Consider the following 26,531-nt stretch of genomic DNA (forward strand, 5'->3'; position numbering starts at 1 on the left):
ATCCACAAATCGGCTTCCTTGTTCTAGATAGGAATAAACTTGGGAGAAGATTCTGTTCTCGGTTTTCATCTTGTAGGGATTCTTGCTTTTTCCCTATCTACCCAGATATTTTTCTTTTTGGCAACCCTTGTCTTGTCAGGCTTTGACCCACTTGTGTCCGTCAGTCAGGTTTGAGGCTTTCACATAACAGTACTTGTCTTTGTATTGAAAAATGTGTCCGTCAGTCAGACCGATCGCTCTTGCTGCTGAGTGGCTGAAGTTATTCTTAATCTTCGGGTGTGATAGTCGTGATATTTTTTCTCCAAAGTTTTGAAACTGCGCGGCAGAATTTGAATAGCATTATTCATGACTCGATCAATTTTAATCTCCGAGCGATATTTGCGAAAAGAAGCAGGTAAATTCCTTAACTGTTCCTGCACTTCTGCTATCACTAATTTCTCAACAAAATTGAGAGAAGGTTGGTTCATGAAGCAATTTTTTAGCGATCAAAAACTGATTCTATGTTAATACCGATCAATCAAGAATAGAGTGATATTCTCCCGTCGCAATGGTGATTTAACTCACCGTTTTATCCATGCTGATGGCCAAATACCGCCAATTTCGAGACCAGCTAGACCACTAGAAGCATTTATAATGGTTTTACCACGACTATCAGCCAATTTTATCGACAATTTACCTTTGAGGGTATCTTGACAAGCAAAACAGAGACCTTTTTCTGTGGGTACACGCACGCGATCGGGAGGATGATCACTGATCCCGATTAAGACAATGGTATAATCCTCGTTGGTTGCCCTCATTTCCCAGTATCCCCAGGGTTGCACTGTCCAAGTTAGTTGAGAATCCCAGATATCAAACTTATAAAAGCGATTTTGGCAGTGAATACCGATAATTCCCACCGATTCCGTCCAGTGGAGAACTTTCCGGGTAGAACCCACTGCGGTTAAGGTTAAATCGGGATTTTCAGGGAAAGCATTACAATTAATCCAAAACCACTTTTCGGGGAAAGAATAACCCCAATTTTTCTCGCTATAAAAAGGTACATTCTGAAATTGATAATTTTTTCCCCGATGGGTAATCATTCCCGTTGCTAAACCATGAGCAGTTAAAATCTGCCAACCCGGGTCAAAAATCGGTAAATAAGATAATATTCCTGCTGTTGCTTGGGGTGGACGCTTTTTATCTCCCCAAGTGTACCTAGTTTCAATGCGATAATCCCATTGACAGATTTCTCCAGTGACAGGATCATAAATTCGTCCTTGCTGCTGGTGTGCCGTTGCTTGATAACCTTCTCGAATAGACTCAAAAAAATCTAACGGAGAAAGCAGACGGGGACGGATTTTTAAGTTAGTTTTTCCCCAATGAATAATGGCTAATTCCTGATGACTTGCCCAAAATTTATCCGTATCGGGAAAAGTGCGACAAAGATAATTAGATTCTATGGCTAAAATTTGTAGCGCTCCGCCGCTATTGACTTGACCGCCGCTTGGGTCTTGAATAGAATACATAAAGGCGAATCCGTCGGCTAATTGCGGAATCATGACTCGGAAGTACCAACCTTCAAAGAATCGGGGAGTGATACCATCCCAATGGTAGCCAGAATGAGGGGGTTGTGAAGACATCTATGGGTTTATCTTTAGGTATTGATTTTGGCACGTCGGGAGCGCGAGTGATCGCTATTGATTCTAGCAAAAATATCGTCGCTGAGGTTCATTATCCCTTCACTAATGCCAATTTTCAGGATTGGCAAAAGGCCCTATTTTATTTATTGGATAATCTAGGGGATTCGGTGCGTTCAGAACTTAAATCGATCGCGATTAATGGTACTTCCTCGACGGTGTTATTATGTGATAATTGGGGTAATCCTCTTTCTGAGGCAATATTATACAATGACGGGCGAGGAATTGCGTTTTTAGAAGCAATTAAAGCTATAGCACCCCCTCACCATCCCGTAATTAGTGCCACCTCTAGTTTAGCTAAATTACTTTGGTGGAGTGAACAAGAAATTTTTTCGCAAGCGCGTTATTTTCTCTCGCAAGCGGATTGGTTAGCATTTCTCCTGCACGGTAAACTGGGAATTAGTGATTATCATAATGCCTTAAAGTTAGGTTATGATCTCGAAAATCTCTGTTATCCCCAATGGTTAGAGAATTTACCGATGTTTAATTTACTACCGGAAATTTTTGCTCCGGGTACAGCGATCGATACTATTAAACCAGATTTAGTGACTCGTTTTGCTATCCCGAAAGATTGTTTAATTTATACGGGAACCACCGACAGCATAGCGGCATTTTTAGCCAGTGGTGCTAATTCTTTAGGGGCTGCAGTGACATCTTTAGGTTCAACTTTAGTTTTAAAATTATTAAGTAGCCAGAAAGTTGATGATAGTAACTATGGCATCTATAGTCATCGTTTAGGAAATTTGTGGTTAACTGGTGGGGCATCTAATACGGGGGGAGCGGTGTTAAAGAAGTTTTTTTCTCATGAAGAATTGAGAAATTATAGTTTAGCAATAGATGGAGAAAAAGAAAGTAATTTAGATTATTATCCCCTCCTAAAAGCCGGCGAGCGCTTTCCCATTAACGATCCTTTTTTACCCGCAAAACTGACTCCTCGCCCCGATAATCCTTTAGAATTTTTGCATGGTTTACTAGAAAGTATTGCCCGCATTGAAGCTTTAGGTTATCAGCGTTTACAGGAATTGGGGGCCAATAAATTAGAGCGAGTTGATAGTGCCGGTGGTGGGGCAAAAAATCCGACTTGGAGAATAATTCGTCAGCGTCATTTAGGGGTTCCCGTGCTTTTATCTCAACAGGAGCAAGCGGCCTATGGTACTGCCTTATTAGCACAGCAATCGGTTACGCTCTTGAAATAATCTCTTAACGGAGTCGGTCGTCAGGAGTCGGTCGTCGGTCGTCAGTATTCAGGAGATAGGGTGATAGGGTTTTGGGGTGATAGGGTGATGAGACAGCTTCCCCACTTCCCCATTTCCCCACACCCCACTTCCCCATTTCCCCATTTCCCCACTTCCCCACTTCCCCACACCCTTCGTTAATTAACCATAATAGGGTGGCTCATTACCCGGTTTCCATTTGATATTACAGCCTAAACTCGGTTTTTGCTCCGTCGGCACCGGTTGACCGGTTAAAACCTTGTCAATGGCGGTGCGCAGATCTTTGCCTGTGACTGGTATTCCATTACTAGGACGACTATCATCCAATTGACCGCGATAGACTAGAATGCGCTGACTATCAAAGAGGAAAAAATCGGGAGTACAGGCTGCCGTGTAAGCTTTCGCCACTTCTTGGCTTTCGTCATAGCATAAATTGAATTTAAAGTCAAGAGTTATCGCCATTTTTTTCAAATTTTCTGGCGAATCATCGGGATATTTCTCCACATCATTAGAACTAATGGCGAGGATGCCCAGATTGGTGTTAGCATAATCGCGACCTAGACGGGTAAGTTCTTCTTGAATGTGTTTAACAAAGGGACAATGTTCACAGAGGAAGATGACTAACAGAGCGGTTTTAGCCGCAAAGCTGTCCAGAGAGATAGTTTCACCCGAAACCACATCGGGTAAGGCAAAACTGGGAGCTTTTGTCCCCAAATCTAACATTGTGGACTCGGTGCGTGCCATAAAGTTTATACTCTTTTCTATAGGGAGGACTGAGATTTTTATAGCATTTCATGCTTCATCGCGCAAACTTAAGACCTTAATCAGTATCAGTAAACAGTGAACTGATAAGTGATTGACCTATCTAAATTACTGGTTAGAGCTGCATCGGAGTGGGAAGTGGAGAGCGGTAGAAAAAAGCTGACTCCCGACTTGACGCTTGGCTCTTCTGGTTTCTGTGTGGAAACGAGGTCTATACTGATACTTTCTTCCGCAAAATAGCCCTAAAAGTCTTGCCCGATAAGCATTTCACGATTCCATAAGCAAAAATTATCACACAAAGTCGAGAAGAGCCGACGCTTTACCCCACAGTTAACTTTACTTTTGTCCAACTACTTAGAGGTTTTATGGCGTTTATTCTCATCAAAGGTAAATTTACCCCACAATTCGGTCAACCCGATGGGGATTCGGTACGTTTTTTGGCAAACAATCGTCGCCTATTATTTGAATTAGAAGGTCGAAGACCGAATATTTCTCCTGATAACGGCACTGTGCAGTTACGTTTCGAGGGTATCGACGCAATCGAAAAAGGAGCAATTAAACCTTTATCGACTCAAGCTAAAGAGAATATGCTCGATTTAATCGGTTACGATCAAAATAATAATCCCACCCCCAAGGGCTATATTCTAGCGCGCATGGTGGATGACGGTTCTGGTCGTCCGATTTGTTTTGTTTTCGCAGGAAATACCGAGCGAGAAGATGGGGATGAAGTATTTTTAGATGCTAAACTACTGAAAAATTCCGTCAACTATCGGCAGGTACTAGAGGGTTATGCCTACCCTTTATATTACAATACGCTTTTTACCCAATTGCGACAAGAATTCAACAAAGCTTTAGCCGTGGCTAAGAAAGATAAAAAAGGTTATTGGCCTAGTGATAAAACTTTAACGGGAGTTACTGTTAAAAATAAGGATGACTTGAAAACAATCGCTCCAATTTGGCCAAAATTATGGCGGCGATTGGAGGAGTATTTTCGTTCAGCAGATTCTTTAGCGGGATTTATCGAGTTTCTCGAGATTAAAAATGAGAGAATCGATATTCTTTCAGAAATGGAGGAAAGAGGACTGCAAGATATCATCGCCGTTCAGGGAGATATTGTGAAACTTACCGAATCTCCTGAAAATATTCGCGTAGTCGGTAAAGCCGGTCGTCGCAGCCGTTAAATCAGCAAACATACTCCTTAATCACTATCTAGTTCGCTTGTATAAATAAGGGTTGAATGGTACTCAACCCCTCTTTCTTTCCTCCCCGTTTATGTTGACTCTAATCTCGGAATTTAGCAACGGTTTTCTTACCTTAAATCCCAGAATTAACCGACTGAAACTGATCTGCCCAATTTTCGATCACACGCTGACTTTCGCGAGCAATAACTAAGGCATTATCGGGGACATTTCTAGTGATAGTTGAACCAGCGGCCACGGTGACATTTTTTCCTAATTCTAGAGGAGCCACTAAAACACTATTTGCCCCGGTTTTTGTGCCACTGCCGATCATAGTTTGGTGTTTTTTCACACCATCGTAATTAGCAGTAATTGTTCCCGCACCAACGTTAACTTTTTCCCCTAAAGTGGCATCTCCCAGATAGGATAAATGGGCAATATTGGTTTTATTGCCGATGTCACTTTTTTTAATTTCAACAAAATTACCGACTCGACAATTAGCCCCAATTTTCGCTTCTCCGCGCAAATGAGCGTAGGGACCGATGCGACAACCAGAATCCACCTGACTATCAGAAATCACCGAAAATAAGACCGTTACATCGCTGCCTATCCGACTATTTTCGATTAAACTCCCCGGACCTATACGACAACCAGAAGCGATTATCGTCTCACCGCGCAGATGGGTTTGGGGTTCGATAATCACATCGGCACTGAGGGTGACAGTATCCTCAATGGTGACACTATCGGGGTCAATTATGGTGACTCCAGCGGCCATCCAATCATCTTTGACTCTAGTTTGCAGGATATCATAGGCGGCGGCCAATTGTTTGCGATCGTTAATGCCGCTAATTTCTAAACAGTCCTCCACATCCACAGCCATGACGGGATCGAGAAAATTGACCACATCCGTGAGATAATACTCACCTTGATCGTTATTGGGCGTTAAATTAGGCAGTATCGCCGCTAATCTTGACCAATTAAAGCAGTATATACCTCCATTAATCCGGTGGTTTTGTCGTTGGGCATCGGTACAGTCTCTTTCCTCGACAATCTGCTTAACGAGATTATTGCCATCACAAAAAACTCGACCGTAACCTTTCGGGTTAGGGAGGTTAGCAGTTAAGAGGGTGGCAGCGTTACCATGGTTTTTATGAATCTGGAGAAGATTTTGCAAGGTTTCGGGACGCAACAGGGGAACATCGCCATTTAAGACCAACAAATCCCCCTGAAAGTCCTCTAAATGGGGGATTAACTGCTGAATAGCATGGCCAGTGCCTAACTGTTCCTTTTGTTCAACAAATTCGATATCCTCAAGATGCTGTAGATTATTTCGCACCTGTTCCCCTTGATAACCGATAATCACCAGTTTTCGCCGGGGATGTAAGGATTCGCTGACATTAAGCACCCGTTCCACTAGCGAGCGACTGCCGAGGGGATGTAAAACTTTCGGAAGGCTGGACTTCATTCGGGTTCCCTTACCCGCTGCTAAAATTGCTACCGCTACCATGGTCATGCTTGCCAATATCGTTCGCGACTGAGTATATCGCACTCCGATCCCCTTGGTTGCAAGAATTTTTCCCCTCTTTGATCCTGTGCCAGTTGAGAAACTACCATAAAAAGGTTTTCTTTAAGACATTGTTAAGGTACTATATACAAATTGAAACAATTAAACATAATCAGCACTCTATAGATACCGCTATGACAACTGTACTAACTAAGGAATCCTCCGCCATGAAACAGATTCGCACCACCTACCAAGCTGACCAACAGGTGAAATACCTGCATCTAGAAGCGGAAATCGAGGTACTGCTGCAACAACTGCAAAACCTCAAGCGCAAAAACCAAGAGAATCAACACCTAAATTAAAGAAAATTTCCCTAAGAATTCTCAAATCCCACCCTCTGATCGGCGAGAAGGTGGGAAAATGTTTTTTGAGAATTCCAGATAGGTGTAGATTAATGATCAATTTTACCTTACAGCAAGCCTTCGCCCGTCGTCATGCCCTGAAAGTGATTAGTGGGTTAAATAATTTCGATCGCTCGCAGGTTCTCTCAGTAGTTAAAGCCGCTACAGCCGGAGGAGCAACTTTTGTCGATATTGCCGCTAATGCTGACCTAATTCGGACGGTAAAAGCCTTGACAAATTTACCCGTGTGTGTATCGGCCGTCGAGCCAGAATTGTTGGTGATGGCAGTGGACGCGGGAGCCGATTTAATTGAGATCGGTAATTTCGATAGTTTTTATGCCCAAGGACGCATTTTTGAGGCGGCGGAAGTTTTAGCCCTAACCCGTCAAACTCGCGACTTACTGCCCGAAATTACCCTGTCTGTGACAGTTCCCCATCTGCTGCCCCTCGATGAACAGGTGAGACTAGCGGAAGCTTTAGTTAGTCAGGGTGCTGACATTATTCAAACCGAAGGCGGCACTAGCAGTCAACCCCGTCACGCCGGTATTTTGGGACTGATTGAAAAAGCCGCCCCGACTTTAGCGGCAGCCCACGCTATTTCCCATGCGGTGAAGGTTCCCGTCCTCTGCGCTTCCGGTTTATCCATTGTCACCGCTCCTATGGCGATCGCTGCTGGAGCGGCCGGTATCGGTGTTGGTTCGGCGATCAATCAATTGGATAATGAAGTGGCTATGGTGGCAGCTGTGCGCGGTTTAGTCGAATCTCTGCAAGCACAACCGGTCCATATTGGCAACTAGAACAATTTTTGTCTAGATACGACGGAGAAGGGTCCGTTTTCCCTTCTCTTTTTCCCTTTGTCACCAGTTATCAGTTACCAGATGTGAGTTTTCAGTTATCAGATGTGAGTTAAGCTGTACTGAATTTAAACCGCGTCTTGGAAATTTTAGTACAAATGCTCAAACTGCTTCTCCCTGCTCCGCAGCTCCGGCGCTCCCCTGCAATCTTAACGAGCAATTTAGATATAGCGTTTTTCAGTCTGCTGAGGTACAAAAGTTATGGGTTTTAGGCACTCATGCAAGAGGGAAAAGGCAAAAGGGAAGAAAAATAGGTGTACCTCACTAGCTTAGGAAACGCTATAGTCAACAGCTTATCAGTTCACTGATTACTGCTCACTGATTACTGATTACTGATTACTGATTACTGATTACTGATTACTGCTCACTGATAACTGATAACTGATAACTGATAACTGATAACTGAAAAGCCCCAACCCCATCAACTGTGGTAAAATGCCCTATGGCTCAAAACATTAGAGATAGAAGCACTCCACCATGATTCGAGATATCTTCATGCCCGCGCTCAGTTCCACCATGACCGAAGGAAAAATAGTTTCTTGGGTGAAGTCCCCCGGGGAAAAAGTCAGCAAAGGGGAAACGGTGTTAGTGGTCGAATCCGACAAAGCCGACATGGACGTGGAATCGTTTTATGATGGCTATCTCGCTGTAATTTTAGTCGAAGCCGGCCAGGAAGCACCCGTGGGGGAAGCGATCGCCTATATTGCCGAAACTGAAGCGGAAATTGAACTGGCCAAAGCTCAGGGAAAAACCGCCACAGCTGCCCCTAGCAAGCCCGTAGAGACCCCAGAAATCGCTCCGCCTCCCGTTTCGATCCCCGTCGCCGCCGTTAAAGATAATGGCCGTTTAGTCGCTTCTCCCAGGGCCAAAAAACTGGCTAAAGAATTAAAGGTAGATCTGAAAACCCTAGTGGGTAGCGGTCCCCACGGACGAATTACCGCCGAAGACGTAGAAAAAGCGACAGGAAAAGTCAGCACCGCCCCCGCTCCCGTCATTACTCCGCCGCAACCCGTCAGCGTGCCTGTAGCGGCTCCTAAAGCCCCGATTCCAACCAGCGCCCCGGTCGGTCGGACTGTTCCCCTCACCACTGTGCAAAAAGCCGTCGCTCAGAATATGTCGGTTAGCCTACAGGTTCCCACCTTCCAAGTGGGCTACACTATCACCACTGACCCACTGGATCAACTCTATCAACAGCTAAAATCTAAGGGTGTCACCATGACGGCCCTGTTAGCAAAAGCGGTAGCCAACACCCTCGCTAAACATCCTATAGTTAATGCCAGCTATAGCGACGCAGGAATCCAATACCACGGGGCGATTAACGTGGCCGTAGCTGTGGCTATGCCTGGTGGTGGCTTAATTACGCCGGTTTTGCGCTCTGCTGACCAGATGGATATCTATTCCCTCTCCCGCAGTTGGAAAGATTTAGTTGATCGCGCCCGCACTAAACAACTGCAACCAGAAGAATATAATAGTGGTACTTTTACCATTTCTAATCTGGGAATGTTCGGAGTCGATCGCTTTACCGCTATCTTACCCCCCAACCAAGGTGCAATCCTGGCCGTGGGTGCTTCCCGTCCCCAAATCGTCGTCAATAAAGATGGTTTATTCGGAGTGCAAAAACAGATGACGGTTAATCTCACCAGTGACCACCGAGTCATCTACGGGGCCGATGCTGCCTCCTTTCTGCAAGACTTGGCTAAACTGATCGAAACTGAGGTGCAGTCTTTAACTATGTAATCAGAATCTAGACAGCAGGAGCCAAGGGAGTTTCTCTCTAGCTCCTGCTTTGTTGTTACTAAAAAAATGTAAAGAATTAGCTAAAATAGGTTTAACCTTATCTATCACCCCAAACTATCGCCCAAACAAGGCCAAAAAAAGTGTTAATCTCAGGGAACTTTAAGATCTAAGCCAATATCGGTAAATTAACCCTCGATCTCGCCCTATATATTAAGCCTACACTAATTCGTATTCCCACGACCTAACGCCTACCCATAGGAAAAAATGATCACAGAGAATAGTCGCTTACGTTCAGAATTTTTAAATACACAGGTTATCACTCGCAATACAGGCAAAAAACTCGGCGTTGTTAAAGATATCCTAGTAGATATCGATCAACGAGAAGTGGTTGCCCTGGGACTCCGCGATAATATCCTCTCCTTGTCGGGAATGCCTCAATATATGTATTTATCGAGCATCAGTCAGACAGGAGACGTGGTTCTCGTTGAAGATGATAACGTCTTGGAATCCGTCGATATCGATGCTTATACTCCCTTAATCGGTAGTGAAGTGATCACGGAAACCGGCGAACCTTTAGGCAAAGTCCGCGATTATCAATTTGATCCCCTTAGTGGTCAATTACATTCCATTGTCATCGCTTCCCTGGGATTGCCTCTTATCCCCGAACAATTGATCAGTACCTACGAAATTGCCATTGAAGAAGTGGTTAGCAGCGGTCCGAATCGCTTAATTGTCTTTGAAGGGGCCGAAGAACGTCTCACGCAGGTTAGTGTGGGGGTTTTGGAACGTTTGGGTATTGGTCGTCCCCCCTGGGAAAGAGAAGAGGAAGAAGCTTATTATACTCCCGCTGCTCGTCCGGAAAATCAGTTAGGTACGGGTATTCCCCTCCGCACTCCCGTTGAGGCCGCTAAACCCGTTGAAGAACGCTGGAGTGAAGACGAATGGGAAAAAGAACCCCTGCGCGCCACTCCCCCACCGCAAAAACGGGCCGAAGCTCTTTATTATGAGCAAGAATACGAGGAAGAAGAAGATAACTGGGGAGAAGCGCGGTTAGAACGCACAGAAAGCTTTTCTCGTCCTCAGTACGACGATTACGAAGATAAGGCCGAGGATGATATGTGGGATGATGACGTGGAACCAGATTACAATCCCCCCCGCATCAATATCACCGAGAAGAAAAAGGAAAGAATCCCCGAATACGAAGACGGTTAATCTTTGACAGTCCCCCTATCCATTAGTTACATATTTCTTAACATAAAATTTGACAAAAAAAGAAAAGTGTGCTATGTGGCTCAAGGGGGTTCTCTGGGGGGACTAAATACTTTTGCTATCACTTCGAGTGCAGTGATTTGTCAGACTTTACAGATGTTCAATGAACTCTTCAACTGTAACTTGGGCTTGTTTCAGAATTCCACTTAATGTACCAACCTTCAATTCCTGATGTAAAGGGACAACATAGCCAATTTTGCCCTCTTCGGTTTCTTTCTTCATCACAACATGGCTACCTGTTTGACGAACTTGCTCGAAGCCTAAGCGTTCAAGACATCTAATTGCCTCCCCACTAGAGATTCGTGGCAGCTTAGGCATAACTAACCTCAATACTGGTCACAAATCTAGGGGATGTTTCTGGTAAGGTAAATTCCTCTAGGTAAAGCCGTGTGGCTTCTTTCAATCCAGCAATCGCCTGCTCAATTGTTTCTCCTTGATCTACTGTACCAACTTCTGGACATTCAGCAATGTACATATTATCTTCTTTGTACAAAATAACAGTAAAGATGCGATTTTTCATGGTGTCTTATCATCTCAGGCTTACTCTGAAAATCATAACATAACTGTTTCCTAATCGTTTGGTTAGAAAATAGTTAGGTTTCCTGATCATTGACCCAACTCAAGCTTTTTGAAAAACTCTATAAGATATTAGGTTATTAGTAATTAATCCAATATTGTCCCACCTTCCTAGAATTGAGTGAGAAGATTGTGCAAAAACAAGCGTAGAGTTGATTAATCATTGAAATAAATTTGCCCCAATCAAACCGACTCGATGAACTGCTCGATGTCCGATTCTTACGAACCAAATTTGAGCATAGGTCAATCGGGCTAAAAGTTGATCGGAAGCTGTGAGGCTGTCTTTTGCTACTTCAAAATCACCTGTTTCGATATCTATGGCTACAATCTTCCCATGATTGCCTTCCTCGACTTGGGGGCGCACCTGAGATTGATAAATCTCATTACCACGTCGGGCGAATTCTTCTTTGCTGTAGCGGAGTTGATTAACTGTCATTGTCCTGACCCCGTTGCAACTTTTGCCCTTCTATTTTAACCTAAACATTGGCAATCTTCGCTAACATTTCTCAACTAAGCCCACAAGAGCGGCATCGCATTTAGACTCACAGTTTCAATCAATGTGCATGGTGCGTTCCCCAAAAATCTATTGGTGGAGCGGTAGAAGTTGCATTTGGGGAACGCACCCTACAAGATTGCGCTCTGCTACGCAGTGCCTTTGGCATCGCACTAAATATCACTTATTTTTGATATAGGTATCATTTTAGTATCACCAGTAACTTTATCGCGTAAAGTACAGTAAAAACCAATACCTTCTACGAGCATAGCATGATGCTCTATCATACCTTCAAGTCTCGATATATCATCCCACAGTTGTTCTTGGTTTGTATTGTTAAATTCAATATGACCCTTTTTAGTATAAGGATTTAACTCGTGCAACCAATTGTGCAAATTTTGATAAATACTGATGAGTTCATCATATGTTAGGCATTTCGCTGGAATACCTTCTATCACTACATTTACATTATGCTGAATTTTTTCTTCTTGATTAGCCTGCCTAATGCTCGAAGGATTTTGTAAGGCATTAATTCCTTGCTTTTTTAAGGTTTTGAAAATTTTTTCTGCATTATACTGACCTTTTGCATCTTTAGGAACTGATTTAAGACTATTATCAACAGCTAACAAGCATGAAAAGGCAATAGCTTCAATTATCTTTCGACCATGGAATGCAACAGTTTCTGATAAATAAAAATCATCCTTTCCTAAGGATTTTATCTTATCAATCACATCTAGTCTTTTCCTGACTATAGCCATCAAATCAATATATTTATCTGGAATATTGTTCATTCTGGTATTCTATCCTAACTACATATTATAGGTCAACTTTCCGCACAACACTCTCCAGAGCAACAATATGGGTCAACTTTCTGCATAACACTCTCCAGAGCAACGATATGGGTCAACTTTCTGCATAACAATTTCCAGAGCAACGATATAGGTCAACTTTCTGTATATCACCCCGTTCTGTAACATAAAATACTTAATTTGTCAATAGGTAGTAATATTTAATCTGCTTATACTTCGAGTTTTGGTCTGAAAATGGGCGATCAATCCCACATTCCGCACCCTCAACTGTCACATAATACTAAATCGGTTGAGCAACGCACAGAAAACGGGTTTCTCCGAGAAACCCGTTTTCTGCTCATGCACTCATGCAAAAAGGGAGAATAAATAATCAGTCTTTAATAACCGGATTTAGGATTATTTAACCTTTAATCAAGGCTATCACTGGGGCCACCAATCTTCGATCACCTGCGCGATAGTATAGGGACAAAACTCTGGAAAAATGCTAAGGATTAAACCCGTTTGTCTGGCGGCTTCTCGACGCGCTCTGGTATATTCCTTATCCAAAATTTGCGCGGGATAACCGCGTAGACTGGGACTATCCTCTAATTTGCGACGAATTTGCGATCGCCCATCATTGATGGAATCCAGCCAACTATCGGAGTGCCGTTGGGGTTGATATTGCCACTTGAGCAGATGAAGCAAAATTCGCTCCATTTGAGAACCAATCGCACTGCGTTCACTTTTCCCCAAATCCTCGATTTCCTCGATTAAATGCTCCCAGTCAATGGCATCCCAGCGTTGTTCCCGCAAAAGTTGAGCCGTATCCCGGGCCCAGAGAATTAAATCGCAATTGTAGGTGGTTGGCATAACCGGTTCCCTGTTTTTCAAGCTTTTCGGGTGGGATTGTGGGGTTAATTCTGTTAGGTTAACGATCCGGCGTTTTCTTAATGATAACTGATTACTGTCAGAGGTAAGGTCAAAAAGCCTGTGAACCCTGTATCAATAACAGCATCAATTACCTGCCTCTGTTTACTCTCATTGCTTACGACTAACCGAAGCGTTGCCTCGCAGTTTTGATCAACAATTCCGTTCATCATAAAGTTAAAGCAGACGACCTACACCAAAGCGGTGAACGCCTTTATACCCAATTCGGACACGCCAGATTTGAGCATCAGGGTTTCGTTCAAGCAATCGATTAGAAGCAGTTATTGTGTCATTGGCAAGCTCAAAAGCACCTGTTTCAATATCTATGGCTACAATCTTCCCATGATTGCCTTCCTCGACTTGGGGGCGCACCTGAGATTGATAAATCTCATTACCACGTCGAGCGAATTCTTCTTTGCTGTAGCGGAGTTGATTAACTGTCATTGTCCTGACCCCGTTGCCACTTTTGCCCCTCTATTTTAACCTAAACATTGGCAATCTTCGCTAACATTCGCCAACTTAGCCCACAAGAGCGGCATCGCACTTACAGCTTCAATCAATGAGCATGGTGCGTTCCTCAAAAATCTATTGGTGGAGCGGTAGAAGTTGCCTTAGGGAACGCACCCTACAAGATTGCGCTCTGCTACGCAGTGCCTTTGGCATCGCACTATATTAATCTGTGAAGTTACACAGCAACAGGCAACTTTGAAAATTCACCAATATTTCAGCTAACGGTGAAGTTAGGTTAAGCGAGTTTGCAAGAAAAGAAGTCGAATTATTGAACCGATTTGATTCATTGAAGTCTACTTATTAAATCACCACGTCGAAATGTTGCAGATAGCTGCTGCAAGGAAATCTCTTGTTCTCCATAAAGATCCTGAAGTGCCTGTTTAATATCCTGTAATGAAGCATTAAAGTAACTCTCCCCATTTTGATCAATAAGCATTTGGGCTGATTGAAAATTTTGATGACTAATGTCTTTCATCTGAACTTTCATATCAGCCAAAAGTTTTTGTCCCATCTGCATTGCAATAAAGCAGGAAGCATAGCGGACAAAATCTGGGTCAGTAGACTCAGGTCTTTTGCGGCGGTTTTCTGCAATTCTGTAAAGCTGGACAGCTATTACGATTTGCGCTCCATTTAATTGGTCAGTAAAGATTGTATCATACAGTTTCCCAAAATGTTCACGAGAGAAAAACTTTGCTTGATGAGGTTTTCTTCGCCAAACGGATAATACTGCCTCAGCAGCTACTCCTGAAGTAATATCAGCAGAGCGAGTAGGAGTATTGGAACGTTTAGTCCTGTAGTTAAATCCTAATTGCTCAATATCCTTTTCCAATATTTTCTGGCGCTCATCATTAGCACGTAAATCTTTGAGATCTACTGGATTTTGGCTATTGGTTGCGTAGGTAATTCTTTGAACTAAACCTTCATTTTCACGAGGCAATTGATAGAGTCTTAAAAGAACAAAAGCTTGGGCATTTTGATGAATTAAATCTGGTTCTCGCAAGGTTTTAAATATGGTCATACACGTTTGACCACCGTTAATGATTTGTAAATTCTCAACACGCACTTTGTAATCGCCATCTTGCAATGCGTTGTATGAGAAACTATCACAAATCAACGTGACCCCGTTATTATAAAAGTAAAAATTGTTTTTTTCATCGCTAGTTAAAGTATGACGGATACCCTCATTTACGCGATTTCCTTGTAAACCCAAGTAGCGACGAATATTGCGCTCTAATAAACGTTCTCCATGTCGCTCTATAAGTGTGGCAATTTCTGTCACCGAAATTCTACCCAACAGTACTCGGCTAAACTCCATATCTTCCACAATAGCTTTGCCACTTAGCTGCAAAGTATCTTTTACGGGTTTAGAAGCTTGAAGAATTTTGACTAAACGCTCGTGATTAACATATTCCCATGTCACCTGATCTCCAAACTCAGCACGATCAATAGCCTCTTGAGCAGATAAATTCCATTTCAGCCCATTGTTGCAAGCTATTATCCGAACTTGGGGAATATAGCCATCCCGGATTAGGCTACGAGCTTCTTCCACTTTCACAAGCAGTCGTTGATTAATATGTTCTAGTTTGGCTGCTGGATTAAATAAGTAATTAATTGCGTTTATTAAACTTTTTATACCTTCTTCAGGAAAGTTAGAGTTTCCTTCTAGGTTGTTCTTATATTTTGCCTGAAATAAACTAACTGTAAATTCACCGTCATATTCTTCTGAGATATGTATAGCATCTACTCCAAAGTCACCACCTCCTTCTGTTAAGCAATCAAAAACATCATCTCCATCTAAATCTAAAATGGTTTTAACGCACAGATATACAAAAGCCAAAGACTTAAGCCGGCCTTCATCTGTGATTCGTAGTTCTTCAGAAGCTTTTTGACGAATGTCGTTGCTAACTGATACCAAGCGTTGGTCGATGATGGATATATTAATATTCATGTACTTATTTAACGAACATATTTAAATAGCTTATTTTATTGTGCCTAACTACATATTATACGAAAACTTTCTGCATAACAGTCTCCAGAGTAACGATCTGGGTCAACTTTCTGTATATTACCCCGTCTTACAACATATATACTAATTTGTCAATAGGTAGTAATATTTAATCTGCTTATACTTCGAGTTTTGGTCTGAAAATGGGCGATCGATAGAGCAGCAATTATTTTAGGTTGGGTTAACCCAAGGAAACCCAACAAAGAGTAACCTTTGGGGTGGTTGGGTTGCGCTTTTTCAAGCGAATTGAGCTATTTTTGCCCCAGTATTGTTTCGCTCAACCCAACCCACGAAGCGATGCGCCCTGCTACGCAGTGCCTTCGGCATCGCACTAACCAATAACCTCAAGGGGCCGGTGCATTGGGGTTGTTAGGTTCGCGATCGCCATGACTTTGGATCACGCCGACCATGAAAAATTGCGGTCACAACGACCCGACTTGAAATCACTCGATAGTAGACAGCATATGGGAATCGTCTGATGACTGCTCGTCGAATGTCCAGATAAACGATTGCATAAGACTCTGGCATCATGCCGATCTGATTGAGTAAGTCATCTACACAATCAATAAATTCATCACCCAAACCAGCTTGTTGACTCTCATACCAATCATAGGCATCGCTGAGGTCGTCACGGACTTCTGGACGAAATACCAGTACATACTTCATGCTTGCTTTCTGACTGATGCTTTCATCTCTTCCCAGGTGAGGACGTTATCGGGATCATTATTATGACCCTCAATCCGCTGATCGAGTTCGTGTTTTTGCGCCTCGGTTAAATCAGGATACACCTGTTCCACTGCAATACTGTCCCAAATCGCTTGAACCAGAAGGATTCTATCCTCAACACTTAAAGTTGTAATTTCATTTAGTGTAGCCGCGATATCCATACAGACAAGCTCCCGATTCAGATTGAGCGAGTAGTTCTAACAAGTTGTCATGGGTTCGGACTTGAAGCGTTAGTTTAGGCATACATAGTGATGACTCAAATACTAAGCGACCTAACTACATATTATAGGTCAACTTTCTGCATAACACTGTCCAGAGTAACGATATGGGTCAACTTTCTGTATATCACCCGTTCTTCTACAACATATATACTAATTTGTCAATAGGTAGTAATATTTAATCTGCTTATACTTCGAGTTTTGGTCTGAAAATGGGCGATCAATAGTCAAGCGATCGAGAGATGGGGATGACCACGACCCTAGGGGATTATGCAACGGTGAACAACTTATCGGCAGGTTTCCAGGGGACCAAAACCATAATCCGGGAGATTCCGGGCATCTCCGCAAGTCAGCTGAGACCGATTGACCCCAGAAAAAATCTTCAGCCCTATAACCACTATAACTAATAGCCGCTCCCCAATAACTGATCACTGAGAGACAGCTAAACTAAAAAGCCGTGCTAAAATCAGCATATCTAGGGTCGCTTGTGTAGGTGATGGATAGGCTATGTTTGAAAGATTTACGGAAAAAGCCATTAAAGTAATCATGCTCGCCCAAGAAGAAGCCCGCCGCCTTGGCCATAACTTCGTGGGAACAGAGCAGATTTTACTAGGACTAATTGGAGAGGGAACGGGAGTTGCCGCCAAAGTCCTCAAGTCCATGGGTGTCAATCTCAAAGATGCGCGCGTGGAGGTGGAGAAAATCATCGGTCGCGGTTCCGGATTCGTAGCCGTGGAAATTCCCTTCACCCCCAGAGCCAAACGAGTTTTAGAACTCTCCCTCGAAGAAGCCCGTCAACTGGGCCATAACTATATTGGCACAGAACACCTCCTTTTAGGACTAATTCGCGAAGGGGAAGGTGTGGCCGCTAGGGTTCTGGAAAATCTCGGGGTGGATCTCTCAAAAGTTCGCACCCAAGTGATCAGAATGTTAGGGGAAACCGCCGAAGTGGCCGCCGGTTCATCTTCCCAAGGTCGCACTAAAACCCCCACTCTTGACGAATTCGGTTCCAATCTCACCCAAATGGCCGGCGAGGGTAAACTTGATCCCGTGGTCGGCCGACAAAAGGAAATCGAGCGCGTCATCCAAATTCTCGGTCGTCGTACCAAAAATAACCCCGTCCTAATCGGTGAACCGGGGGTCGGTAAAACAGCGATCGCAGAAGGATTGGCCCAACGCATCGCTAACAAGGATATTCCCGACATTCTCGAAGAAAAACGGGTTGTCACCCTCGATATCGGCTTGTTAGTGGCGGGAACCAAGTATCGCGGCGAATTTGAGGAACGCCTCAAAAAAATCATGGACGAAATTCGCCAAGCGGGTAACGTCATCCTTGTGATCGATGAGGTTCACACTCTCATCGGTGCTGGGGCTGCCGAAGGGGCGATCGATGCGGCCAATATTCTCAAACCGGCTTTGGCCCGGGGAGAACTGCAATGTATCGGGGCGACGACCTTGGATGAGTATCGCAAACATATCGAACGGGATGCGGCTCTAGAAAGACGTTTTCAACCGGTTATGGTCGGTGAACCCTCCGTAGAAGAAACGATCGAAATTCTCTACGGTCTCCGGGAACGCTACGAACAGCACCACAAATTAAAAATCTTAGACGAAGCACTAGAAGCGGCGGCGAAATTGTCCGATCGCTACATTAGCGATCGCTTCTTACCGGACAAAGCGATCGATTTAATCGATGAAGCTGGTTCGAGAGTGCGCTTGATTAATTCCCAATTGCCCCCAGCAGCCAAGGAATTAGATAAAGAACTGCGGCAAATTCTCAAACAAAAAGATGATGCGGTGCGCGGTCAAGACTTCGAGAAAGCCGGGGAATTGCGCGATCGGGAAATGGAAATCAAAACCCAGATCCGGAATCTCGCTTCCACCAAAAAAGGCGAAGATGGCAACGATGAACCCTTTGTGGATGCCGAGGAAATCGCTCACATCGTCGCTTCTTGGACTGGGGTTCCCGTCAACAAACTGACCGAAACCGAATCCGAGAAACTGCTGCACATGGAAGATACCCTGCATCAGCGTCTCATCGGTCAAGAGGACGCAGTAAAAGCGGTGTCCCGCGCCATTCGTCGCGCTCGCGTCGGTCTAAAAAATCCCAACCGTCCCATTGCTTCCTTTATCTTCTCCGGTCCGACGGGGGTAGGTAAAACCGAGTTAACTAAAGCTCTGGCCGCTTATTTCTTTGGTTCCGAAGATGCGATGATCCGTCTCGATATGTCGGAATACATGGAACGGCACACGGTTTCTAAGTTAATCGGTTCGCCTCCGGGTTACGTTGGTTACAACGAAGGGGGACAATTAACGGAAGCGGTGCGTCGTCGTCCTTATACGGTGGTGCTATTCGACGAAATCGAAAAAGCTCACCCCGATGTCTTCAATATGCTTCTGCAAATCCTTGAAGATGGACGTTTGACCGATGCCAAAGGTCGCACGGTGGACTTTAAAAATACCCTGTTGATCATGACCTCGAACATCGGTTCTAAAGTGATCGAGAAGGGTGGCGGTGGTTTAGGTTTCGAGTTTGCCGATAATCAAGCCGAGGCCCAGTATAATCGCATTCGATCGCTGGTTAATGAGGAATTAAAACAGTATTTCCGCCCTGAATTCCTCAACCGTCTTGATGAGATTATTGTCTTCCGTCAACTCAATAAGGAAGAAGTCAAGGAAATCGCCGAAATCCTGCTCAAGGATGTGTTTAAACGTCTGACAGAACAAAATATTACTTTGTCTGTCACCGATAAGTTTAAAGAACGCTTGATCGAGGAGGGTTATAATCCGGCCTACGGCGCTCGTCCCTTACGTCGTGCGATTATGCGTCTGTTGGAAGATGTTCTGGCTGAGGAAATTCTCTCCGGACGGGTTTCTGATGGGGATACGGCCATGGTCGATATCGATGAGGAAGGTAAGGTGAAAGTAATTTCGGGGGAAAGACGTGAGTTAATCGCTCCCGTGATTGAATAACTTCTCACTGGAATTAGTTAAATAAAGGGTGGGCTTTTTGCTCACCTTTTCTCGTAAAAATAGGGAAAAAGTGCGATGAAAGTCTGGGTTGTGGGTTGTGTTTTGTTATTTTTGTTGGTAGAATTTTATCAGTGGGCGAAGGGGTTTATTTTGCCTTTACCTATCTATATTTTTGCCGGAGCTTTATTATCGATCGCTTCTAATTATTCTCAAGATATGAGCAATTTATTTGCTAGAAATGAACAGGTTTATCAAACTGCTAGTTTAAGTGATATTCCTGACATTTTGACGGCAGAAACCGCAATTACCAGCCTAGAAGCGGCAGCAGCGGAGGATAGTAAAAAGCGGTGTCGCTGAATCAAGACATGAAGACTAAATTGTGCCTCCTATCCACAAGTTACCTTACTGCTAGGTTTTAAAAATTGCCGAGAGGACAATTGATACTTAAAATCAGCAACGCTCTATAACTTTTCAAACAGCTTCTAAGAATAGATGATCATGAAAACAGTCACAAAATTAGCTCTTATTGCCCTACTCTGGATAACAATAATCAATCCTGCCAACGTACCTCCAGATACCGATGTTAGGCTAAGAATGGCCCATGCCCTGTGGACGGGAACTGAAGAAGTTTCTTTACCCCCAAATTATCGTCCTTCCTCTCGATTAGACCATGTTGGTGTTTTAGGAGTAGATGGAAAACGATATGAACATTATGATATGGGACAATCTTTATTAATGTTGCCCGCAGATTGGATTGGCACTCAACTCTCTAAAGTTTTTCCTAGTATTAAGCCTTACTTATTACGAGAATTTGCGGTTAGTTTTCTTGTAGTTATACCCCTAAATGTATTAGTTGTTCTCTCTTGTTATTGGTTACTTAGACTATTTGATTTTCAGGAGAAAATTGCGGCATCTGCCAGCTTGATTTGGTTGCTAGGTACTACCGTTCTCCACTATGCACAAACTTTTCAACAAAATAATCCAGTCCTACTTTGTGTGATTTTAGGTTATGCTTGTGCTTTGGCTTATATTAAAACTAACAAAGTACCCTATGTTTTTTTGAGTGGATTGGCAATCGGAGCGGCTATTATCATTCGCTCGACAACTATCATTTATGCTCTCACAGTTTTTGGTTTTCTAATTAGCTGTCTAATTTATAAAAATTTCAAGCTGAATCAAATCTTTAAGACGGCCATACTCTGGAACTTCGGCTTATTTCCCTTCTTTTTTATGAGTAGATTATTTAATTACTTACGCTTTGGGGATTTTTGGACAACGGGAACATCCTTACTCATGGAGCAAATCCACAATGGAGCAATCTTTTCAGGGTTGCCAGAATTCCCCCCTAATTATCCTCTCATACACCCTCCCTACGTTGGTATTCTTGGCGTTCTCTTCTCGCCAGCTAAAAGTATATTTATTTACGACCCCTTTCTTTTACCGTGTTTAGTATTGGGGATTATTTTATTTAACAAATTAACACCTTATATACGAATATATTTTATTTCCTCAATTTTTGCACTTGTCTTTCATATTATCTTAACCAGCAAACTGGATTTCTGGCATGGAGATGGTTCTTGGGCTGCTCGTTATCACGTTACCTCAGTTCAGCTACTACTTCTCCCCTTAATAGCTTTGCTAATCTTAGAGATGTTATCGGTTAATCGGCTCAAACGATGGTTAATTAGCAGCTTGGTTGTTCTTTCCATTTTGGTTCAATTTACTTCTCTTGTCTTTGACCCTAGTGTAAATAGTGGTGTGGTCATCTTTGCAGAACCAAAAAGTTTTTTGAGGTTTCGTTTAGCTGAACGTATCGACAGTGTTAGTTGTTTAATTGGTCTTTCTCGATCCCAAAGTTGCTTAACTGAGGAAAAGTACAGTAAGTCCGCTCTCGCCGGTAGAAAGTACAGTAAGTCGGATCTCGCCAGTAGGGTGTATTTCTGGCCCCTTAAATCCAACAAAGCGCAAGGATTGCTCTGGAAAATTTGGGGATTCCTCTTGATCACAGCTTTGATCAGCACTCTACTTTTCCTAGTGATTGGGTAGTAGTGATGGAAACTTAATACCTTGCTTGTCCCTTACGTCGTGCGATTATGCGTCTGTTGGAAGATGTTCTGGCTGAGGAAATTCTCTCCGGACGGGTTTCTGATGGGGATACGGCCATGGTCGATATCGATGAGGAAGGTAAGGTGAAAGTTATTTCGGGGGAAAGACGCGAGTTAATCGCTCCCGTGATTGAATAAATTCTCACTGGAATTAGTTAAATACAGGGGGGGCTTTTTGCTCACCTTTTCTCGTAAAAATAGGGAAAAAGTGCGATGAAAGTCTGGATTGTGGGTTGTGTTTTGTTATTTTTGTTGGTGGAATTTTATCAGTGAGCCAAGGGGTTTATTTTACCTTTACCTCTCTATATTTTTGCTGGAGCTTTATTATCGATCGCTTCTAATTATTCTCAAGATATGAGCAATTTATTTGCTAGAAATGAACAGGTTGATCAAACTGCCAGTTTAACTGATATTCCTGACATTTTGACGGCAGAAACCGCAATTACCAGCCTAGAAGCGGCAGATCAGAAGATCGTAAAAAGCTATCAAATTAGGCGGTTTTGTAGAATTGCCATGTCATAACTAACCTGAGTTCAGGATAAGCCGAAACCCTAATTTTACCTTAGCCAGTCAGCCCTATTCTTTCCTGGAAGTCAACAATACTAAGGCGTGCGTCATCCTGAATGCTGTACTCGCTACCGAAAGCGATTTGTAAGAATAAGATACTGTACAAAATAGAGAATACGATGCTGAGACTGAACCAGAAGGTTCTGGAAAGCATCAATTCTCTTAGAGGAGTTAAATCTAAAAAATACGAGTTCTTTGTCTGCATAACTACCTTGACGTTTTATCCAAGTATTTTACATTTAATACCAGGGTGAGCGCATCTCAAACGCTATTGATAATTAGCCACTTTTGTGATCTGCTTGCTGTGTGGGCATTTCAAGTGATACCAGTCAATCAGAATAGTTACGAAATCTTAACATTGGGTCGATTTTTGCTTAACAATTGAGATGGCAAATTCTCCTCAAATATGCCTGAATGTACCTCTGGGTAAGCAACTCACATAAAGTTCATTTTGTCAAGGATTGTTAAGATGCGCTTACCCTGTATTAGTCATTAATACGTCTAGCTAATAATACTAAATTGGAAGGCATTCCCAGCGCCCAGATGGTTTCGACTCTAATACTGAAATTGTCTCCTAAAGCTTGTTTAGCTAAGTTTAATAATTCGGCTCTACCCAGTAGGTTTAAATTATCTTCCTTAGCCCAGAAGGATAACCCGACTATATTTAATAGAAACCGATGCCAAGATTTAGGTAACCAATGGATTAGGGGAAGTTTAGTATGAAATTCTAGCCAATGCCAACGATTGGGTGTAGTTAAGAATATTTTACTAGCAACTCTGGCACACTCTCGAATATGTTCAACCTGTAAATGAGTCGAACCACAATGTTCTAAAACTGCGCTAGAGGTGGCTACATCAAACTCACACTCCTTAGCAAGAATTGGGCGATGAAATCCATTGGGGCTTAAAATTTTGGCAAAAGGAAACACTTGGCTCAGGGAAGAAATGTCTTCTGGGGAAGAGAGGGCGACAGTTAACCCTGCTTCATGAAACCAGGGAATCATACAGTTACTGTCTATCCTCTCCACATCTGGAGTAGAACCAATATCAATAATACTTTCTCCTGCCCGTAAATCGAGTTTGTTCATAGCTAAATCAAACATCTTACGGCGAGCTTCTACACTTAAGCGTTCTTGAATCCCTGTTAACCAATGTCCACGATTAAAATAGTCAATGCCTTGATTCATAATATATTTGTTTACATAGTTGGGTATCTCGAAAAATTGATAGCCCAAGGACTGTTATAGTATAATAAGTAAGAACAGCAAGTCAAGCGAACAAATGCTCTTGCCAGAATCACCCAGGGTAAGAGCATCTCAATTAGGCTTGACAAAAGGCTTTCAGCACAGCCATCATATAGTTATTATCCATGGCCGCCCGTTGACTTTTTTGTGCCAGACTACGTCGGTAAGTGGATTCTTGGTTAAGAGCGTTAAGTGCTACTCGTCTCAAGAATGCAAAATTACGAGGGCTGTGGCCTGAGCGAATCCGACATTGATCCTCATTAAAAGTAACATCTAAAATCCAATGAGCCTGATTTTCAATGCTCCAATGTTTACGAATAGCATTACCTATTTTTTGAGCATCAGCAGGGAGAGAACTGAGATAAAATTGGACTTCACAAGTGGTTTTATGACCAGGATGACGAACTCGTTTAACTATGATAATACTTTGAATTCCTTGCCATTGAGCCTGTTGATAAAGACCGCCGAAAGCTTCTAAGGGTACAGCCCAACACCAACGTTTTTCGAGGCGATGATGACCTTTTTCCAGATGGTAATCATAACTAAATTGAATACCATCAAATTGATGTGCTTGAGCTTGCTCAAACCAGTTTTTGACCTGAGTATAAAGAGTCGGATGATTAGCTTTAAGGGCGACAACGTAGTCAGCTTTTTTGGCTTGAATATGATTAAGTAGGTGGGTGGAATTAAATATAAAATGAACGTAGGTTGGGTTGAAGCATGAAACCCAACGCCCGCATGGGTTACGCTACCGCTAACCCATCCTACAAATAATTGTGCCTACCTACTTAACTGCTAAATTAGATGAGCTTACCCTGTTTAATACGGATACCATAAGAACTAGGATGATTGTCTATTTCTTGGTATTTTTGAGTATACGAAAGTTGAAGGGTAACATATAAGTTTAGAAGCAATAAAGCCGATAACAATCAGTTACAATTATTTTTATCTTCGTTTCAATCCCAAAACACTTAAAAAGAAACTGGAAAAAACCACCTGTACTCCCAACGCTAGAGCGGTTACGGAAGGAATGACAATCCGCATGGTCACGGCTGGATCTAAAGCCCCATAAAGTCGAGCATTCCAAGTATATAAAGCATACAGTGAACCCCCCATACCTAGTACCAATAAAATTACGCCAATGATCAATCCCACCTCCAGATTAATATAACGCAAAAATCGTCTTAATTTTCGGTCTTCCGGTAATAAACCCTCGCTGATAGCAAAAGCTTTTGTGAAGATGGCAAAACTGACGATTTGAAAGCCAATAATCAAAGCTGTGGCTGAATAGAGAAGGGTGTGAACTCTCGGTTGGGTCATAAACCAAATCGTCGCCACAAATCCCAGAAACATTAAAGCCAGTCCGGGGTAGAGAAACAACCAGCGAGGACTATACATTAACAGAAATCGGAGATGTCGCCAGCCATCGCGCCAAGTTTTTAGGTGGGGGGGACGACTGCGACCGTCAGGGGATAAAGTGGTTGGTACTTCGGTAATTTTCAGACCGTAGAGGGATGCTTTCACCACCATCTCGCTGGCGAATTCCATGCCAGTGGTGCGTAGGTTCAATTGTTCGATCGCCTGTTTACTAAACCCGCGCAATCCACAGTGAAAATCACCACAGGGGCTGCCAAAAAATAACCGTCCTAACCAAGTCAAGACAGGATTGCCCAGATACTTATGCAATACCGGCATCGCCCCGGGTTTAATTCCCCCCTGAAAACGATTGCCCATCACCAAATCATAACCCTGTCGCAATTTTTCTAGGAAAGGCGAGAGATTGGTAAAGTCATAGCTATCATCGGCATCCCCCATAATAATGTATTGACCTTTGGCGGCGGCGATACCCCCCCGCAGGGCGCTACCATAACCCCTTTCCGGGATGGGAACCACCCGCGCCCCTGAATTAGTGGCAATTTCTTGGGAACCGTCGCTACTGCCATTATCGGCGATTAGCACCTCTCCCGCAATTTTGTGTTGTTCCAGATAATCTCGTGCTTTGCCGATACAGGTGGCCAGGGTTTCCGCCTCGTTGAGACAGGGCATGATGATCGATAATTCTAGAGTAGGTATCTGCTCCTTAGAGGCGGCATCTGCCCTGACCTGATTTTCCAGCATAACAATGGCGGTGGAGTCGTTTTGCTCAAGAGTATAACAGGATTATTGACATTTGTGACAACAGATTTTTGATTGCTCAATAGTGCTGCCTTAATTGATTGGCTTGTCTTTGTCCCCAATAACCTATAATGATTGGGGTGTTCATTATCCAGATTTCCGAAGCTATCTAAGCTAGACAGGGCCTTCAGCATCCCAACAACGGGGTTTAGATTACGAACGGCTTAGGGCAAAAATTCGGCAACCCAGAGAAAATGATACTGAAAAATTAAAAACTGAAGTTTATCTTGGTTTCACAGCCATAAACCTTAGCTATATCAAGCTTAAAATCGAAATGACCTTAAAAGTTTAGTTGTAACATATAAGTTTAGAATTGACAGTGCCGATAGCAATGGATTACTGGGGAATAAATAACGTGAAGCTGCGGGGAAAAATGCCAGATCGACTGCAACATACAAAAATAAGCGCATTAAAATTATAGATAGGGCAAAAGAAATAATCAATGTGTATTAGACCTCTTGCATAATTTTTTTATGGTATAATGGAGGATTTTGCTTTTTTCTCAATTCTTAGATTGAAGTGGAAAAAAGAATAAAAGGTTCTTCGTTACTTGGTATGATTCGATATGGGGGCATAAATCGACTAAATCCTTATCTGGTAAGAGATTTAATTGATTAGTTCGCTCTAGA

General features: G+C 43.0%; 24 protein-coding genes and 5 pseudogenes. 11 read left to right on the forward strand and 18 right to left on the reverse strand.

What is annotated here, in order from left to right:
* Positions 1-224: 224 nt before the first annotated feature.
* Both IM509_RS21330 and IM509_RS21335 read right to left on the reverse strand, forming a co-directional pair.
* On the reverse strand, positions 225-467 hold the full coding sequence (locus IM509_RS21330; RefSeq protein WP_249264876.1) for a hypothetical protein: 243 nt from the start codon (positions 465-467) through the stop codon (positions 225-227).
* Between the two features lie 93 nt (positions 468-560).
* Positions 561-1,619 carry a tocopherol cyclase family protein gene (locus IM509_RS21335; RefSeq protein ID WP_052275579.1) on the reverse strand — a complete coding sequence of 353 codons (1,059 nt, stop codon included), beginning with the start codon at positions 1,617-1,619 and terminating at the stop codon, positions 561-563.
* Positions 1,620-1,621: 2 nt separating this feature from the next.
* Here IM509_RS21335 and IM509_RS21340 point away from each other — a divergent pair, with 2 nt between their 5' ends.
* On the forward strand, positions 1,622-2,872 hold the full coding sequence (locus IM509_RS21340; protein ID WP_052275578.1) for an FGGY-family carbohydrate kinase: 1,251 nt from the start codon (positions 1,622-1,624) through the stop codon (positions 2,870-2,872).
* Positions 2,873-3,052: 180 nt separating this feature from the next.
* On the opposite strand, the gene IM509_RS21345 is transcribed toward IM509_RS21340, so the two are convergent.
* On the reverse strand, positions 3,053-3,634 hold the full coding sequence (locus tag IM509_RS21345) for a thioredoxin family protein (protein ID WP_072925656.1): 582 nt from the start codon (positions 3,632-3,634) through the stop codon (positions 3,053-3,055).
* Between the two features lie 383 nt (positions 3,635-4,017).
* Here IM509_RS21345 and IM509_RS21350 point away from each other — a divergent pair, with 383 nt between their 5' ends.
* Positions 4,018-4,833, forward strand: a complete 816-nt coding sequence (locus tag IM509_RS21350) for a hypothetical protein (RefSeq protein WP_052275576.1) — start codon at positions 4,018-4,020, stop codon at positions 4,831-4,833.
* Positions 4,834-4,966: 133 nt separating this feature from the next.
* On the opposite strand, the gene glmU is transcribed toward IM509_RS21350, so the two are convergent.
* Entirely contained in the window at positions 4,967-6,337 is a 1,371-nt protein-coding gene (gene glmU, locus IM509_RS21355; RefSeq protein WP_052275575.1) for a bifunctional UDP-N-acetylglucosamine diphosphorylase/glucosamine-1-phosphate N-acetyltransferase GlmU, read from the reverse strand.
* 191 nt (positions 6,338-6,528) lie between these two features.
* Here glmU and IM509_RS21360 point away from each other — a divergent pair, with 191 nt between their 5' ends.
* The 4 genes from IM509_RS21360 to IM509_RS21375 all read left to right on the forward strand — a co-directional run bounded on the left by IM509_RS21360 (position 6,529) and on the right by IM509_RS21375 (position 10,538).
* Positions 6,529-6,696 carry a hypothetical protein gene (locus IM509_RS21360; RefSeq protein ID WP_002756735.1) on the forward strand — a complete coding sequence of 56 codons (168 nt, stop codon included), beginning with the start codon at positions 6,529-6,531 and terminating at the stop codon, positions 6,694-6,696.
* Between the two features lie 92 nt (positions 6,697-6,788).
* Positions 6,789-7,532, forward strand: a complete 744-nt coding sequence (locus IM509_RS21365; protein WP_002756734.1) for a DUF561 domain-containing protein — start codon at positions 6,789-6,791, stop codon at positions 7,530-7,532.
* Positions 7,533-8,066: 534 nt separating this feature from the next.
* Entirely contained in the window at positions 8,067-9,326 is a 1,260-nt protein-coding gene (locus IM509_RS21370) for a dihydrolipoamide acetyltransferase family protein (protein ID WP_185236930.1), read from the forward strand.
* Between the two features lie 264 nt (positions 9,327-9,590).
* Positions 9,591-10,538 carry a PRC-barrel domain-containing protein gene (locus IM509_RS21375; protein WP_185236929.1) on the forward strand — a complete coding sequence of 316 codons (948 nt, stop codon included), beginning with the start codon at positions 9,591-9,593 and terminating at the stop codon, positions 10,536-10,538.
* Positions 10,539-10,685: 147 nt separating this feature from the next.
* On the opposite strand, the gene IM509_RS21380 is transcribed toward IM509_RS21375, so the two are convergent.
* The 10 genes and pseudogenes from IM509_RS21380 to IM509_RS21420 all read right to left on the reverse strand — a co-directional run bounded on the left by IM509_RS21380 (position 10,686) and on the right by IM509_RS21420 (position 16,781).
* Entirely contained in the window at positions 10,686-10,913 is a 228-nt protein-coding gene (locus IM509_RS21380) for a type II toxin-antitoxin system HicA family toxin (protein ID WP_052275571.1), read from the reverse strand.
* Positions 10,906-11,115 (reverse strand): type II toxin-antitoxin system HicB family antitoxin, encoded by a 210-nt coding sequence (locus IM509_RS21385; RefSeq protein WP_002734849.1) that lies wholly within the window; start codon positions 11,113-11,115, stop codon positions 10,906-10,908. Before IM509_RS21385 ends, IM509_RS21380 begins: the two co-directional genes overlap by 8 nt.
* 216 nt (positions 11,116-11,331) lie before the next feature.
* The gene (locus IM509_RS21390; RefSeq protein ID WP_072925641.1) at positions 11,332-11,607 is read right to left on the reverse strand and encodes a hypothetical protein; all 276 of its coding nucleotides are present in this window, start codon (positions 11,605-11,607) and stop codon (positions 11,332-11,334) included.
* 230 nt (positions 11,608-11,837) lie between these two features.
* A complete protein-coding gene (locus IM509_RS21395) occupies positions 11,838-12,455 on the reverse strand; it encodes a hypothetical protein (protein ID WP_072925637.1) in 618 nt (205 codons plus the stop codon).
* Positions 12,456-12,893: 438 nt separating this feature from the next.
* Positions 12,894-13,322, reverse strand: coding sequence for a DUF29 domain-containing protein (locus IM509_RS21400; protein WP_072925634.1), 429 nt, complete (start codon positions 13,320-13,322; stop codon positions 12,894-12,896).
* Positions 13,323-13,408: 86 nt separating this feature from the next.
* Positions 13,409-13,552: pseudogene (locus IM509_RS24230) on the reverse strand (clan AA aspartic protease); the annotation flags it as partial.
* Between the two features lie 4 nt (positions 13,553-13,556).
* Entirely contained in the window at positions 13,557-13,823 is a 267-nt protein-coding gene (locus IM509_RS21405; RefSeq protein WP_004160621.1) for a hypothetical protein, read from the reverse strand.
* A 349-nt stretch (positions 13,824-14,172) separates the two neighbouring features.
* Complete coding sequence (locus IM509_RS21410) at positions 14,173-15,837, reverse strand: AIPR family protein (protein WP_185236928.1); 1,665 nt, start codon at positions 15,835-15,837, stop codon at positions 14,173-14,175.
* 426 nt (positions 15,838-16,263) lie between these two features.
* Positions 16,264-16,560: a type II toxin-antitoxin system RelE/ParE family toxin gene (locus IM509_RS21415; RefSeq protein WP_052275568.1), complete on the reverse strand. Its 297-nt coding sequence runs from the start codon at positions 16,558-16,560 to the stop codon at positions 16,264-16,266.
* On the reverse strand, positions 16,557-16,781 hold the full coding sequence (locus IM509_RS21420) for an addiction module protein (protein WP_008199613.1): 225 nt from the start codon (positions 16,779-16,781) through the stop codon (positions 16,557-16,559). Before IM509_RS21420 ends, IM509_RS21415 begins: the two co-directional genes overlap by 4 nt.
* 564 nt (positions 16,782-17,345) lie before the next feature.
* Here IM509_RS21420 and IM509_RS21425 point away from each other — a divergent pair.
* From IM509_RS21425 to IM509_RS24235, 5 genes and pseudogenes are all read left to right on the forward strand, one after another.
* Positions 17,346-19,811 carry an ATP-dependent Clp protease ATP-binding subunit gene (locus IM509_RS21425; RefSeq protein WP_002765002.1) on the forward strand — a complete coding sequence of 822 codons (2,466 nt, stop codon included), beginning with the start codon at positions 17,346-17,348 and terminating at the stop codon, positions 19,809-19,811.
* Between the two features lie 75 nt (positions 19,812-19,886).
* A complete protein-coding gene (locus IM509_RS21430) occupies positions 19,887-20,168 on the forward strand; it encodes a hypothetical protein (protein ID WP_052275565.1) in 282 nt (93 codons plus the stop codon).
* A 141-nt stretch (positions 20,169-20,309) separates the two neighbouring features.
* Complete coding sequence (locus IM509_RS21435) at positions 20,310-21,857, forward strand: glycosyltransferase family 39 protein (RefSeq protein WP_052275564.1); 1,548 nt, start codon at positions 20,310-20,312, stop codon at positions 21,855-21,857.
* Positions 21,858-21,874: 17 nt separating this feature from the next.
* Positions 21,875-22,054: pseudogene (locus IM509_RS21440) on the forward strand (ClpB D2-like domain containing protein); the annotation flags it as partial.
* Between the two features lie 75 nt (positions 22,055-22,129).
* Positions 22,130-22,410: pseudogene (locus IM509_RS24235) on the forward strand (hypothetical protein).
* Between the two features lie 558 nt (positions 22,411-22,968).
* Here the strand turns inward: IM509_RS24235 and IM509_RS21450 are convergent.
* The 4 genes and pseudogenes from IM509_RS21450 to IM509_RS24420 form a co-directional block, all read right to left on the reverse strand.
* Entirely contained in the window at positions 22,969-23,670 is a 702-nt protein-coding gene (locus tag IM509_RS21450) for a hypothetical protein (protein WP_002756702.1), read from the reverse strand.
* A 133-nt stretch (positions 23,671-23,803) separates the two neighbouring features.
* Positions 23,804-24,385 (reverse strand): annotated as a pseudogene (locus IM509_RS21455) (ISAs1 family transposase); the annotation flags it as partial.
* 287 nt (positions 24,386-24,672) lie between these two features.
* Entirely contained in the window at positions 24,673-25,845 is a 1,173-nt protein-coding gene (locus tag IM509_RS21460; protein WP_052275563.1) for a glycosyltransferase family 2 protein, read from the reverse strand.
* 320 nt (positions 25,846-26,165) lie between these two features.
* A pseudogene (locus IM509_RS24420) lies at positions 26,166-26,351 on the reverse strand (hypothetical protein); the annotation flags it as partial.
* Positions 26,352-26,531: the final 180 nt, after the last annotated feature.

The sequence above is a fragment of the Microcystis sp. M31BS1 genome (assembly GCF_020245285.1).
Lineage (GTDB): Bacteria > Cyanobacteriota > Cyanobacteriia > Cyanobacteriales > Microcystaceae > Microcystis > Microcystis panniformis.